The 13,431-nt window shown below is 72.8% G+C and carries 13 protein-coding genes; 7 read left to right on the forward strand and 6 right to left on the reverse strand.

Translation table 11 applies throughout. The annotated features are described in order from the left end of the window. Nucleotides 1-26 precede the first annotated feature (26 nt). Together alc and allB are read right to left on the reverse strand one after the other, a co-directional pair. Nucleotides 27-1,157, reverse strand: coding sequence for an allantoicase (gene alc / locus ACIRF9_RS40065; protein ID WP_403832902.1), 1,131 nt, complete (start codon nt 1,155-1,157; stop codon nt 27-29). Nucleotides 1,158-1,195: 38 nt separating this feature from the next. Further along, entirely contained in the window at nt 1,196-2,536 is a 1,341-nt protein-coding gene (allB, locus tag ACIRF9_RS40070; RefSeq protein WP_403832905.1) for an allantoinase AllB, read from the reverse strand. 297 nt (nt 2,537-2,833) lie between these two features. Between allB and ACIRF9_RS40075 the strand changes: the two genes are divergently transcribed. Continuing rightward, a complete protein-coding gene (locus ACIRF9_RS40075) occupies nt 2,834-3,631 on the forward strand; it encodes an IclR family transcriptional regulator (protein ID WP_403832908.1) in 798 nt (265 codons plus the stop codon). Between the two features lie 47 nt (nt 3,632-3,678). Beyond that, a complete protein-coding gene (locus ACIRF9_RS40080; RefSeq protein WP_403832910.1) occupies nt 3,679-3,987 on the forward strand; it encodes an antibiotic biosynthesis monooxygenase family protein in 309 nt (102 codons plus the stop codon). 12 nt (nt 3,988-3,999) lie between these two features. Here the strand turns inward: ACIRF9_RS40080 and ACIRF9_RS40085 are convergent, their stop codons facing one another. After that, complete coding sequence (locus ACIRF9_RS40085) at nt 4,000-4,314, reverse strand: DUF5955 family protein (RefSeq protein ID WP_403832913.1); 315 nt, start codon at nt 4,312-4,314, stop codon at nt 4,000-4,002. A gap of 184 nt (nt 4,315-4,498) precedes the next feature. Between ACIRF9_RS40085 and ACIRF9_RS40090 the strand changes: the two genes are divergently transcribed. After that, entirely contained in the window at nt 4,499-5,098 is a 600-nt protein-coding gene (locus ACIRF9_RS40090) for an NTP transferase domain-containing protein (RefSeq protein WP_403832915.1), read from the forward strand. A gap of 141 nt (nt 5,099-5,239) precedes the next feature. Further along, a complete protein-coding gene (aceB, locus tag ACIRF9_RS40095; protein WP_403832918.1) occupies nt 5,240-6,874 on the forward strand; it encodes a malate synthase A in 1,635 nt (544 codons plus the stop codon). Between the two features lie 3 nt (nt 6,875-6,877). Here the strand turns inward: aceB and ACIRF9_RS40100 are convergent, their stop codons facing one another. Genes ACIRF9_RS40100 through ACIRF9_RS40110 form a run of 3 tightly spaced genes read right to left on the reverse strand, consistent with a single transcriptional unit; the run spans nt 6,878 to nt 9,641 of the window. Further along, on the reverse strand, nt 6,878-7,159 hold the full coding sequence (locus ACIRF9_RS40100; protein ID WP_403832920.1) for a SelT/SelW/SelH family protein: 282 nt from the start codon (nt 7,157-7,159) through the stop codon (nt 6,878-6,880). After that, nucleotides 7,156-8,070, reverse strand: a complete 915-nt coding sequence (locus tag ACIRF9_RS40105) for a HipA family kinase (RefSeq protein ID WP_403832922.1) — start codon at nt 8,068-8,070, stop codon at nt 7,156-7,158. Before ACIRF9_RS40105 ends, ACIRF9_RS40100 begins: the two co-directional genes overlap by 4 nt. Before the next feature lie 20 nt (nt 8,071-8,090). Next, nucleotides 8,091-9,641, reverse strand: coding sequence for an IucA/IucC family protein (locus ACIRF9_RS40110; RefSeq protein WP_403832925.1), 1,551 nt, complete (start codon nt 9,639-9,641; stop codon nt 8,091-8,093). 112 nt (nt 9,642-9,753) lie between these two features. On the opposite strand from ACIRF9_RS40110, the gene ACIRF9_RS40115 reads away from it, so the two are divergent. From ACIRF9_RS40115 to ACIRF9_RS40125, 3 genes are read left to right on the forward strand one after another with little or no spacing between them, the layout of a single operon-like run. Beyond that, entirely contained in the window at nt 9,754-11,334 is a 1,581-nt protein-coding gene (locus tag ACIRF9_RS40115) for an IucA/IucC family protein (protein WP_403832928.1), read from the forward strand. 9 nt (nt 11,335-11,343) lie between these two features. Continuing rightward, complete coding sequence (locus tag ACIRF9_RS40120) at nt 11,344-12,624, forward strand: VWA domain-containing protein (protein ID WP_403832931.1); 1,281 nt, start codon at nt 11,344-11,346, stop codon at nt 12,622-12,624. Then, the gene (locus tag ACIRF9_RS40125; RefSeq protein WP_403832933.1) at nt 12,624-13,427 is read left to right on the forward strand and encodes a hypothetical protein; all 804 of its coding nucleotides are present in this window, start codon (nt 12,624-12,626) and stop codon (nt 13,425-13,427) included. Before ACIRF9_RS40120 ends, ACIRF9_RS40125 begins: the two co-directional genes overlap by 1 nt. Nucleotides 13,428-13,431 lie beyond the last annotated feature (4 nt).

A 13,431-nucleotide genomic window follows, 5' to 3' on the forward strand; every position in this document is an offset into this window, starting at 1 on the left:
GTCAGCAGGCGAGCCGGGCCCCTCTGTCAGCCGCCCAGTTCCTGGTGGTGGGCCGCCAGACTCCTCGCCCCCTCCTCCGTCAGGGAGCCGAACAGGCGCAGGCGCGAGATGCCGCCGTCCGGATAGATGTCCACGCGCGCGTGCGTGCCGACGGCCGGGGCCGGGAGGACGAAGCGGTGGTTGGTGTCGGGCTGGAGGCGGGTGCGCGGGAGGATCTCCGTCCACGTGCCCTCCTCGCCGTCCCGTACGGAGACCGACGCCCAGCCGGCGCTGTTGCCCTTGAGGTACGCGGTGTCGATCTCCAGGGCGCGGATGTGGGACTGGGCCACCAGCCGGTAGCGGATCCAGTCGTTCCCCTGGTCGCGGCGCCGGCGGGTCTCCCAGCCGTCGTCCATCTTGCGGGAGCGGCCGGGCTGGATGGTGTTCGACGGCGGTGAGTAGAAGCGGTTCGACGCGTCCTCGGCACGGCCGCCGTTCTCCAGGGCGACCACGTCGAAGGTGCCGAGCACGGCCAGCCAGGCCGGGTCCGGTACGACCTCGCCGTACACGCGCAGGCGGGCGATGCCTCCGTCGGGGTGCTGGTTGACCCGCAGGTGGGTGAAGCGCTGTTCGACCGCTATGGAGAAACCATTCTCCGCGTGGCCGCCGACCGGGGTGCGCGGGACCAGGGTCGTCCACTTGACGTCGTCGCCCAGCAGTTCCTCGGGGGACGGGGAGCCGGGGACCGAGGCGCCCTCGACCGAGACGGCCTGCGGGTAGTTGCCCCGGAAGTGGGCCGTGTCGACCACGATCCCGCGGATCACGCCGGGGGCGCCGAGGCGGACGAGCGCCCAGTCGTGGTCGTCGGCGGCCGGCCAGGGGTGCTCGGCCCGGACGCCGCGACGGCGGCGGGTCTCCCAGCCGTCCATGATCTTGCCCTTGTGCCCGAAGTGCTCGGGGTCGAACTCGGCGCGATGGGGCAGCAGCAGGTTCTCGCGCTGGGCGAAGAACTCGTCGTTGGCGGCGATGACGGCGGCGCCGAGCCGCCGGTCGGCGAGGTTGGCGTGGTGCGTGAAGGGCAGGTCGGCGGAGCGGTAGTCCGCGTACGGGTCGCCGCCGCCGTAGGGGTTCGCGTCGCCGGTGAAACGAGCCGGGGACGAGTGCTGCTGCGCTGCCACGAGGTGTGCCTTTCGTGAGTCGGCCGGTGCGGGTGGTCTCAGGGGGTACGGGTGAGCAGTTCGCCCTTCGGTGCGGTGAACTCGCCGTCCGCGACGATGCGTTGGCCGCGCAGCCAGGTGGACTTCACGACGCCGTAGAGGGTCCGGCCGGCGTACGCCGTGACGCGGTTGCGGTGCTGGAGGGCCGCCGGGTCGACGGTGAAGGTCTCGTCGGGGGCGAGGACGGCGAAGTCGGCGTCCCGGCCCGCCTCGATGGCGCCCTTGCGGCCGTCGAGCCCGACCAGTTCCGCGGTGCGCGTCGACATCCAGCGGACCACGTCCTCCAGGCCGTGGCCGCGTCTGCGGGCCTCCGTCCAGACCGCCGCGAGGCTCAGCTGGAGGCCGGAGATGCCGCCCCAGGCGGTGGCGAAGTCGCCGGTCTTGAGGTCGGCCGTCGACGGGGAGTGGTCCGTCACCACGCAGTCGACGGTGCCGTCGGCCAGGGCCTGCCAGAGCAGGTCCTGGTTGGCGGCCTCGCGGATGGGCGGACAGCACTTGAACTCGCTGGCGCCGTCCGGGACCTCCTCGGCGGTGAGGGTGAGGTAGTGGGGGCAGGTCTCGACGGTGATGCGGACGCCGTCCGCCTTGGCCTCGGCGATCAGCGGCAGCGCGTCACTGGAGGAGAGGTGCAGGACGTGCACGCGCGCGTGGAGCCGCTTCGCCCGGGCGATGAGCGACACGATGGCGCTGTCCTCCGCCTGGCGCGGGCGGCTGGCCAGGAAGTCGGCGTAGCGGGGGCCGCCCTGCTGCGGGGCGGTGTCGAGGTGGCGCGGGTCCTCGGCGTGCACGATCAGCAGACCGCCGAAGCCGGCGATCTCCACCAGCGAGCGGGCCAGTCCGTCCTGGTCCAGGTGCGGGAACTCGTCGACGCCGGACGGGGACAGGAACGCCTTGAAGCCGAAGACCCCGGCGTCGTGCAGCGGGCGCAGGTCCTTGACGTTGTCGGGCAGGGCGCCGCCCCAGAAGCCGACGTCGATGTGCGCCTTGTCGACGGCGACCTCCCGCTTCGTCCGCAGGTGCTCGGCGGTCGTGGTCGGTGGGAGGGAGTTGAGGGGCATGTCGACGAGGGTGGTGATGCCGCCGGCCGCCGCCGCGCGCGTGGCGGTCCAGAAGCCCTCCCAGTGGGTGCGGCCGGGGTCGTTGACGTGGACATGGGTGTCGACCAGGCCGGGCAGCAGGACGTCGTCGCCGAGGTCCTCCAGGCGGGCCCCTTCGGGGACGGGGGCGTCGTACGGCAGGACGGCGGTGATCTTCCCGGCGGACACGGCGACCGAGGCGGCGCGTGTCCCTTCGGGAGTGATGACCCGCGTCGAGCGCAGCACCAGTTCAGCGTCGGACACCCGGACCCCTCTCTCTGCCGCCGTTCACTTCCGCGCAACGGGATTCGCTGCCGTGAAACTTCCACGTAACGGAATTCAACGTTCTGTTGAAGGAGTCTCACCCTCCCGGCGCACGCCGTCAAGGGCACACTCCCTCAGGATGCGCCCACACCCGGCACTCTGGACGTTTCCACGAAGCGGAATTAGCCTTCCAGCAAGCAGAACGTAGCTACGCACAAGCGGGGAGTCAACCGACCGCCGGGTAGGCTTCAGCTCTTCCCGCCAGTCTCTTCCCGCCAGTTTCGAAAGGAACGCGCCGTGCCGACGTCGAGCGCCAGCACCCCCGACTCCGCCAAGTCCGCCGGCGGCGGGGTCCAGTCCCTCGAGCGCGCCTTCGACCTGCTCGAGCGGATGGCGGACGCGGGCGGCGAGGTCGGCCTGAGCGAGCTGTCGGCGAGCAGCGGGCTGCCGCTGCCGACCATCCACCGTCTGATGCGCACCCTCGTCGTCTGCGGATACGTCCGTCAGCAGCCCAACCGCCGTTACGCGCTGGGCCCGCGGCTGATCCGGCTCGGCGAGTCCGCGTCCCGGCTGCTGGGCACCTGGGCACGGCCGTACCTGGCGCGGCTGGTCGAGGAGACCGGCGAGACGGCGAACATGGCGCTGCTCGACGGGGACGAGATCGTGTACGTGGCACAGGTGCCGTCGAAGCACTCGATGCGGATGTTCACCGAGGTGGGCCGACGGGTGCTGCCGCACTCCACGGGCGTGGGCAAGGCACTCCTCGCGGGCTTCCCGGACGCGGAGGTGCGCGCGCTGCTGGCCCGCACGGGCATGCCGGCCGCCACCGAGAAGACCATCACCACGCCGGAGGGTTTCCTCGCGGCACTGGCGGACGTGCGGCGCGCGGGCTACGCGGTCGACGACAACGAGCAGGAGATCGGCGTGCGCTGCCTCGCGGTGTCCGTCCCCGACTCCCCCACCGCGGCGGCCATCTCCATCTCCGGCCCCGCCGGCCGGGTCACGGAGGCGGCGACGGAGAAGATCGTGCCGGTGCTGCAGCAGGTGGCGGGCGAGCTGTCGGAGGCGCTGGCCAGTACCGGGGCGACGGCCTGACACCTAGCCTGGGAGCAGGGGATCGCAAGCACAGCGAGGTGGTCGCCATGCTGCAGGAGAGCACGCACTGGTCCTCGGGGAACTGGCAGGTCAAAGAGGGACACGCCGATGAGTTCGTCGAACTCTGGCAGGAGTTCCTGACCTGGACGAAGGACGCGAGCGAAGGGTTCCTCGGAGCCCGTCTGATCCGGGACCTCCGCAGCCCGGATCACTTCGTCTCCTTCGCCGCCTGGCAGGATCTCGACTCGATGCGCGCCTGGCAGGGCTCTCCCGAGTTCGCCGAGCGTTTCAAGGCCGTCCACGCCCTGTGCGACGACATGCAGAGCGGAGGCTACGAGGTGGCCTGCGAGATCTGAGCGGCCGGCGCTTCAGCGGCGCGGCGGTTCGCCGAACAGGTCCACCGCCTCCCGCACCTGGGACAGCCCGCGCGCCAGCGCGCTGACCGAGCCGATCGCGCCCGCGATCAGCAGCAGGGAGCGGCGCAGGTGGGGTATCTCGGGCGCGCCCCCGGCGGCCATGGCGTCCAGGGCGGCGAGTTCCTCCTCCGCGATGTCCCGGTCCGGGAACTCCGCGGGATGTGCGGCGAGTTCCCGGCGCAGACGGGACACGGCGGAGCGCAGCTCCACCACCCGCGGGTCCTTGTCGCTGCCGGTCACAGGCCTCTGCTCCACGCTCCGCAACACAGTCCTCCCCCCTCGCACCCCGTTGTGCGCGTGCATGTTCCCGCGCCGGGCGTCGGTCGGGCGCCCGGTCGGTGCGGGCGCCCAGTTAACGCCACCTCGGCCCATGGGCGCCAGTCCGTTGCGTCACCAACTTGCTGCACAGCGTGATCCAGTCGGTGTCGGCGGCGTGCGGTATGCAGGATCCATGACGCACACACAGGACGAGGTCGCCGGTCTGCTGCTCGCGGCCGGTGGCGGGCGGCGGCTCGGCGGGCGCCCGAAGGCGCTGCTCACGCACCGGGGACGGCCGCTGGTGGAGCACGCGGTGGGGGTGCTGCGCGCGGCCGGCTGCGCGCGCGTCCACGTGGTCCTGGGGGCCGCCGCCGACGCCGTACGGGAGCGGGCGCGGCTCGAGGGGTGCGTGGTGGTGGAGAACGCGGCGTGGGCGGAGGGCATGGGCACCTCACTGCAGGCCGGGCTCGCCTCGCTCGCCGGGACGGGCGCGCGGGCGGCGCTGGTGTCGCTCGTCGACCAGCCGGGCATCGGCCCGGAGGCGGCGGCCCGGATACGCGCCGCCTTCGAGGACGAGGAGTCACTCGTGGCGGCCTCCTACGACGGCGTACGCGGCCATCCGGTCCTGTTCGGCGCCGCCCACTGGGCGGGCGTCGCGGCGAGCGCGAGCGGCGACCAAGGGGCGCGCGCCTATCTGAAGTCGCACGCGGCCGCGCTCACGCTCGTCGAGTGCGGGGACGTGGCCCGGCCTCAGGACATCGACACGCCGGAGGATCTCGCGCACCTCGAGTGACGGCGCCGGCATCTGGCGTCGACGTCCCTCGACCCGGAGAATCTCGACATCAACAAACCATTGAACTTCCACGATGAGGAAACTAGTATCCACTTTTGCAAGGGCACCCGGTGCCACGCTCGCTGAAGGAAGTGACAGCTGATGTCCGCACCAGCGCCGTCCCCGCTGGCCATCGTCGACGCCGAGCCCCTGCCGCGGCAGGAGGAGGTCCTCACCGAGGCGGCTCTCGCCTTCGTGGCCGAGCTGCACCGGCGGTTCACGCCGCGCCGTGACGAACTCCTCGCCCGCCGCGCGGAGCGCCGCGCCGAGATCGCCCGCACCTCCACGCTCGACTTCCTCCCGGAGACCGCCGCGATCCGCGCGGACGACTCCTGGAAGGTGGCCCCCTCCCCCGCCGCCCTGGACGACCGCCGGGTGGAGATCACCGGTCCCACCGACCGCAAGATGACCATCAACGCCCTCAACTCGGGTGCGCGGATCTGGCTCGCGGACTTCGAGGACGCCTCCGCGCCGACCTGGGAGAACGTCGTCCTCGGTCAGATCAACCTCGCCGACGCCTACACCCGGAACATCGACTTCACCGACCCGGGGTCCGGCAAGTCGTACGCCTTGCGGCCGGACGAGGAGCTCGCGACGGTCGTCATGCGCCCGCGCGGCTGGCACCTCGACGAGCGGCACCTGGTCGACGCCGACGGCACCAAGGTGCCCGGCGCCTTCGTCGACTTCGGGCTGTACTTCTTCCACAACGCGCAGCGGCTGCTCGACCTGGGCAAGGGCCCGTACTTCTACCTGCCGAAGACGGAGTCGCACCTCGAGGCCCGCCTGTGGAATGACGTGTTCGTCTTCGCGCAGGACTACGTCGGCATCCCCCAGGGCACCGTCCGCGCGACCGTCCTGATCGAGACGATCACGGCCGCGTACGAGATGGAGGAGATCCTCTACGAACTCCGCGACCACGCCTCCGGGCTGAACGCCGGCCGCTGGGACTATCTGTTCTCCATCGTGAAGAACTTCCGCGACGGCGGTCCGAAGTTCGTCCTCCCGGACCGCAACCAGGTCACGATGACCGCCCCGTTCATGCGCGCCTACACCGAACTCCTCGTGCGCACCTGCCACAAGCGCGGCGCGCACGCCATCGGCGGCATGGCGGCCTTCATCCCCTCCCGGCGCGACGAGGAGGTCAACAAGGTCGCCTTCGAGAAGGTCCGCGCCGACAAGGACCGCGAGGCGAACGACGGTTTCGACGGATCCTGGGTCGCCCACCCCGACCTGGTTCCGATCGCCATGGAGTCCTTCGACAAGGTCCTCGGCGACCGGCCGAACCAGAAGGACCGCCTCCGCGAGGACGTCCACGTCGAGGCCGCCGACCTGATCGCGATCGACTCGCTGGACGCCGCGCCGACCTGGGCGGGTCTGGTCAACGCCGTCCAGGTGGGCATCCGTTACATCGAGGCCTGGCTGCGGGGCCTCGGCGCGGTCGCCATCTTCAACCTCATGGAGGACGCGGCGACCGCCGAGATCTCCCGCTCCCAGATCTGGCAGTGGATCAACGCGGGCGTCGGGCTCGACCACGACGGGAAGACCGTGCCGGTGACGCCGGACGTGGTCCGCGCGATGGCCTCCGGGGAACTCGCCGCGATCCGCGCGGAGATCGGCGAGCAGGCCTTCGCGGCCGGCCACTGGCAGCAGGCCCACGACCTGCTCCTGGAGGTCGCGCTCGACGAGGACTACGCCGACTTCCTCACCCTGCCCGCCTACGAGCAGCTCAGGGGCTGAGTCTCACTCGGGTCGGTCCGAGTGGCCCAGGGGCTTCCCCGGGGCCACTCGGTCGCGTACCAGCCGCTTGACCGCCGTCGGCTCCGGGAAGCCCTGCTCGCGGCGGTCCCAGACCACCTCGTCGTTCACCCGGACGACGAAGACCCCGCCCTTGCCGGGCTTCAGCACCAGCTCCGTCAGCTCGGCCTCGAAGGTCGTCAGCAGTTCCTGCGCCAGCCAGGCGGCACGCGGCAGCCAGCGACACCGGGTGCAGTACTCGATCTCCACGCGCCGGATGTCGCTCATCCCAGGTGCACCGACCAATCCTGTTCCGCGGCCGGCTTGCCGTGCAGGTCGGGGACCCGCTTGAGCCAGCTCGGCCGTCCTTGTTCCGTCCTCGCCGCGCGCAGGGCCTCCTCGGCGGCCAGTTCCTCCCGGCTGGGGAAGTCCGTGGGCAGCCAGGCCGCGGAGGCCCGCACGCGCGTGTGGAGGAAGTCCACGTACGCCTCCCGGGCCGCGTCCGGTGTCGCGAAGCCCTCCTCGGCGGCCAGCCAGGCGTCCGGGACCTCCGCCACGATGTCCCGCAGCAGTTCCCGCGTCACCTTCGGCGCCAGCTCGGCGTCGGCCGCGCGCACGTCGGGGCCGTAGTGGCCGAGGGCATGGTGGCGGAAGTCGTAGGCCTTGGCCGGGTCCGCGCCGTCCCAGCGGTGGTGGAAGACGAGGGCGGCGCCGTGGTCGATGAGCCACAGCCGCGGGGGCACGGTCCCGAAGGTGGGCCAGACCATCAGGTTGGAGCTGTGGACCGTACGGTCGACGTTCACGGTCAGGGCGTCCAGCCAGACGATCCGCCCGGCCTCCAGCGGGTCCACCCGGAAGGACCTGGCCACCTCGGGCGTGAAGTCCTTCGCTCCCGGCAGGTAGTCCATGCCGAGGTTGAGGCCCGCGCTCGCGCTGTGCAGGTCCCGCACCTCCTGGTGCGGCTCGTGGTCGGCGACGGCCGGGTCGAAGTGCACGAACACCAGTTCCGGGAACCGCAGCCCGAGCGCGCGCGCCAGCTCACCGACGATCACCTCGGCAACCAGCGCCTTGCGGCCCTGCGCGGAACCCGTGAACTTCACGACGTACGTGCCCAGGTCGTCGGCCTCGACGACCCCGGGAACGGAGCCGCCGGACCTCAGCGGGTTCACGTATCGAACAGCAGTCACATCGCGCAGCACACCGGCCAGGGTAGATCAGATCATCCACCGGACAGCGGGTTCGGCAGCGGCAGGTAGCGGGCGTCCGCGCCGTCCGCGCCGGTCCAGCGCAGCAGCAGGTTCGTCTTGCCGGGCAGGGTGGGCGCGGTGAGCAGGGCGTGCGCCTCGGGCAGGTCGTGGCGGGCCAGCTCACGGCGGGCGGCCGGCCAGGGGTCGAAGCCGGGGTGCCGCTCGGCGAGCGCGGCGGCGATCTCGGTGAGGTGGTTGACGACCAGGCAGTACACCAGCCGCTCCCAGCCCGCGGCCCGCTCCACGTCCGGCAGCAGCTTCACGCCCTCGGCGTCCCGGAACAGCGCCTGCACCGGCGTGCCCGACGCGTCGACGGCGATCAGCGTGTTCTGCGCGTGCGCCTCGAGGACGACGCCGTGGTCGGCGAAGACCGCGAGCGCCGGGGGGACGACAGCCGTGAGGTACGCCTCCCACCAGGCTCCCGGACGGGTCGTGGCGGCGAGCGGGCTGCCCGGGAAACCCTCCGCCAGGCCGGCGGCGAGCAGCGGGGTGGCGCCGGGCAGGACGGGACCGCGCAGACCGTCGCGAACGAGGACGGCGAGCTCCTCGAAGGCGAAGGACGCGGTGCGGTAGCCGCGGTCGCTCAGCCAGGCCGCCGAGCCGCCGACCGCCTCGAAGGCCTTGGCCGCCGCGTCGTCGGTGCGACGGAGTTTCAGCAGGTCGTGGCGCCACAGCCGGCGGATGTCGTTGGTGATGCGGACGTCGAGGCTGAACTTCAGGCACAGGTCGCGCTCGGGCGCGTACAGCGTGCGCACGGCTGCCGTCGGCCAGACCTCGAACGCGGTGGTGCCGAGCCGCAGCAGCCGGCCGTCGGCGAAGGCAGGGGCCAGGGCGGGGCCGGTCAGGTCGAGCTGCCAGGGGTGGGCGGGCAGCAGGCGGTAGCCGGGCGGGGCCGTGCCGAGCGCGTCCAGCGCGGAGGTGTCGCCCTCCTCGACGACCAGGTCCTCGCGCACGGCCAGCAGGGTCAGCGGGAAGCGGGCGCAGGCCTCCGGGGCGTACGGCAGCCAGCTCGCCGCCGGGCCGCCGCCGCGTGTCTTGGGGGCGGGGTGGTGGGGGTGGCCGGTGATCAGGGACTGCTCGGAGCGCAGGTAGAGGCCCGTGGGCGGGGTGGCCCGCGCGCGTGCGGCGAGCAGCGCGGCGACGACGTCCCGGCTGTCGGTCATCTCGGCGGGCAGCGCGTCGTTGGCGCGGCCGGTGTGCCGGCGCGCCTCCTGCGCGACGAGGCCGACCAGTTCGCCGTACCCCAGCCGGTGCCAGGCCCCGTCCGCCCGCGCCTCGGGCTCGGCGGGCCGCCGGGTGCCGCGCACCCGCAGCAGCCGCCCGGTGCCGAGCAGCCGGTACACGCGGTGCCCGTCCGGCGGGGCAGGCGATCCGTGCGGTTCGGACAGTGGCTCGGCCAGCTCGCGCAGGAGACAGTTGAGCAGGGGCGCGGCCGCGTAGGCGTCGGCCGTGCCGACGGCCGCGGGGCCGTCGGCGGGCCCCACGGCCTCGGTGGGCGGGGGGATGAGGTCCAAGCGATCCACTCGTTCTCTACGGTTCTTCCGGCTCTACGGTTCTTCCGGGCGCGGACGATCAGTATCGCTGGCGTCGCGCCCCCTTCGTGACCGACGTACCCGCACCCCGAGGAGCCCATCCGTGCAGTGTCCCCCCACCGTCGAGACCGAGGTGGCGGCCGAACTGGCCGCCGTGCGCCCCGCCCTCGGCCCGCGGTTCACCGCCGCCCTGCCCGGCGCCCGGGCGGCCGTGCTGACCCGGCTGTGGCGGGCCCTGGTCCACGATCCGCTGCCCTGGATCACCCGGCGTGAGCCCGGCCGGGAAGGCATCACCCTGCACCTTCGGGACGGCCGCCGGCTGCACGGCCCCCACGCGGACCCCTACGCGACCGCCGGGTACGTGACCGAGGTACGGCTGGACGGGACGGCCCACGACGATCCCGCGCGGCTGATGACCCTGCTCGGCGTGCCGCACGGCATCGACTTCGCCGCCGAACTCGCCCACAGCGCCGCCTCGTTGGCGCTCTCGCGGGCCGCGCAGGAGCCGACCGCCTCGGACAAGTGGCCGACGCAGGACTGGGAGTGGGAGCAGCGGGTGGTCGACGGGCATCCGTTCCATCCCAACTGCCGTTCCCGGCCCGGCTTCTCGGTGGCCGAGCAGCTGGCGTACGGCCCGGAGCACCGGCCCTCGGTCACGCTGCGGCTGCTGCCGGTGCCGGCCGGCGAGTGCCTGGTGTCGGGTGAGTGGCCGACGGAACTGCGAGACGGGTCAAGGCTGTTGATCCCGGTGCATCCGTGGCAGGCGGAGCACGTCCTCAAGCGGTCCGGCCCGGCGGGACCCGAGGCGCATCCGCTGATGTCATTGCGCACGCTCGCACTGTCCGGCGACACGCACGTCAAGACCGCGCTGAGCGCCCGGCTGACCTCCTCGGTGCGGGACATCTCCGTCGGGTCCGTCGCCGCGTCCGCCGCCCTGTCGGACTTCGCCCAGACGCTGGCCGGGCACACCGGCGGACTGCTGCACTTCACCCGCACGTTCGGTGCGGCCACCGCCGACTCCCCCGATCTCGCGGCGGTGTTGCGCGAGTCGCCGGCGGTGTACGCGGGTCCGGGTGAGCACGTCGTCCCGGTGGCCGCCCTCGCCACCATCGAGCCGGCCACATCCCCCTCTTGGCGGGCGGAGTTCGCACGGCTGGCGCTCACGGTCGGGCTGCGCCTGCTGGAGGCGGGCGTGGCCCTGGAGGCGCACGGCCAGAACCTCCTCGTCGTGCTGTCGGCGTCGGGCGCGCCGCTGCGGCTGGTCTACCGCGACCTCGCCGACATCCGCGTCGGCCCCTCCCGGCTGGCCCGGCACGGCGTCCCGCTGCCGGAGGACCTGCCCGCGCGCATCCTCACGGACGACGTGAGGGCCCTGCGGCGCAAGCTGTACGGCTCGCTGGTGGCGGGGTCGCTGGCGACGGCGACGGGGAGCCGTACGGCGCTGCGGGCGGCGCTGGAGACGGCCGTACGGGACCTGCCGCGCACCCCCGACCTGGTGGCGCTGTGCGAGGAGCCGGTGCCGGCGAAGGCGCTGACGCTGATGCGGCTGTCACCGGAGGTGTCCGGGGACCAGTGGGCCGAGCTGCCCAACCCGATGGCGACGCACGGGGACCGACCCCGGTTCCGGCGCTGTTCGCGATCCGTTGCCCACCCCGTTTTGTGGCGGGACACCCCTGATCAATAAGATCCGCCGATGATCAGAACACAACGGCTGGCGGCGGGCGTCTGCGCCCTGCTCGCCGCGCTCACGGCCGGGCTCGCGTTCCCGGCCGGAGCGGTGGCCGACGAGACCACCGCCCTCGCGCCCAAGGTCGACCTGGTCCTCGACGTCAGCGGCTCGATGCGGACGAAGGACATCGACGGCGGGACGCGCATGGCCGCGGCCAAGCAGGCGTTCAACGAGGTGCTGGACGCGACCCCGGAGACCGTCCTCCTCGGCATCCGCACTCTGGGCGCCAACTACCCGGGCGACGACCAGAAGACGGGCTGCAAGGACACCGCGCAGCTCTACCCGGTCGGCCAGGTGGACCGCACCGAGGCCAAGGCGGCGGTGGCCACCCTGTCCCCCACGGGCTGGACGCCGATCGGCCCCGCGCTGCTGAAGGCGGCCGACGACCTCGACGGCGGCACCGGCTCCAAGCGGATCGTGCTGATCAGCGACGGCGAGGACACCTGCGCGCCGCTCGACCCGTGCGAGGTGGCCCGGGAGATCGCGGCCAAGGGCATCGGCCTCACCATCGACACCCTGGGCCTGGTGCCCAACACGAAGATGCGCCAACAGCTCAGCTGCATCGCCGAGGCCACCGGCGGCACGTACACCTCGGTCGAGCACACCGAAGAACTCACCGACAAGGTCAACCAGCTGGTGGACCGCGCGGCCGACCCGGTGGTCACGCCGGTGGCCACGGAGGGCGCGGACTCCTGCTCGGCGGCGCCCACGCTCAAGTCGGGCCTGTACACCGACCGTGAGGAGTTCGGCCAGGAGCGCTGGTACCGGGTGGACGTCGAGCCCGGCCAGGAGCTGCGGGCCTCGGTGAGCGTGGCGTCGGACCGGGCGATGAACCCCGACTACGGGGTGCTGCTGCGGGCGGTCACGGTGCACGGCCGGGAGATCGTGCGCGGCGAGGCGGCGGGCAACGGCCGTACCGACGTCGTCTCGACCGGTCTGCGCTACCCGAAGGCGGAGAGCGACGACGACGAGGCTCCCCCAGAGGGGGCACCCCCAGCGGAGACGGTCTGCCTCCAGGTGACGAACTCCTTCTCGGCGGCCTCCGGGGTGAAGACCACGCCCGGTATGCCGGTGGAGCTGACCGTGGACGTGGTGGACGGCCCGTCGCAGGCGGGCGACGTGGCCTCCTTCGGCCTCGGGCGCGGCTGGTGGCTGCTCGGCCTGCTGGTGCTGGTCGGCTTCCTCGCGGGTCTGGTCTGGGGCTGGGTGTCGCGCTGGCGTGTCGCGGTCTGGAGGACCAACTGATGCGGATCACACGAGTGTTGAGCGGCGCCCTGCTGGCGCTCGGTCTGGCGGCCGGCCCGGCCGCCGCCGACTCCTCGCCCTCGGCGAGTCCCTCCGACGACGCCTCCGCGCCCACCTCGGCGGGCACGTCGTTCCGTACGGCGGTGGAGGTCGAGCAGGGGCAGACGGCCACCGCGAGCGCCTCCACGGGCGACTACCTGTACTGGTCGTTCCCGGCGGACACGGGCCAGCGGCCCACGGTGAAGGCCACGGTGAAGCTGCCCGACGCGCACGCGGCGCAGACCTGGCAGATCGACGTGTACGACGGTCTGCGGCGCCGCCAGGCCTGCCAGTACGGCGCCCAGACCCGCACCGCGGCCCAGGGCGCCACGTCCGTGGAACTGGCCTGTGTGCTGCGCACGGTGCGCGCCTGGTCGGAGCCGTGGGCGAACGACCCGCTGCCGGGCACGTACTACGTCCGGCTCACGGCCACCGGCCTGAAGGCGGCCGACCTGGGTCTGCCGGTCGACGCCGAACTGCGGGTGGACTCCAAGGACATCGGCGGCGCGGCGGCCGTGGACGGCTCGCTGGCGAAGCCGCTCGTCCCCGGCATCGCGGTCACGTCCGAGGCGGAGGAGGACGATTCGTCGGCGTCCGCGGTGCTGTCGAGCATCGAGCCGGACGACGGCTGGGCGTCCGGCTGGTGGTCCGACCGCTGGGTGTGGACCGCGATCGGCGCGGTGCTGGCCGCGCTGGCCGGCATCGGCGGCTACGCGCTGACGCGGGGGACGGGACGGCCGCGGCAGGTACCGCCGGGCGTCTGAGCAC

The sequence above is a fragment of the Streptomyces sp. NPDC096132 genome, from assembly GCF_044763345.1.
Lineage (GTDB): Bacteria > Actinomycetota > Actinomycetes > Streptomycetales > Streptomycetaceae > Streptomyces.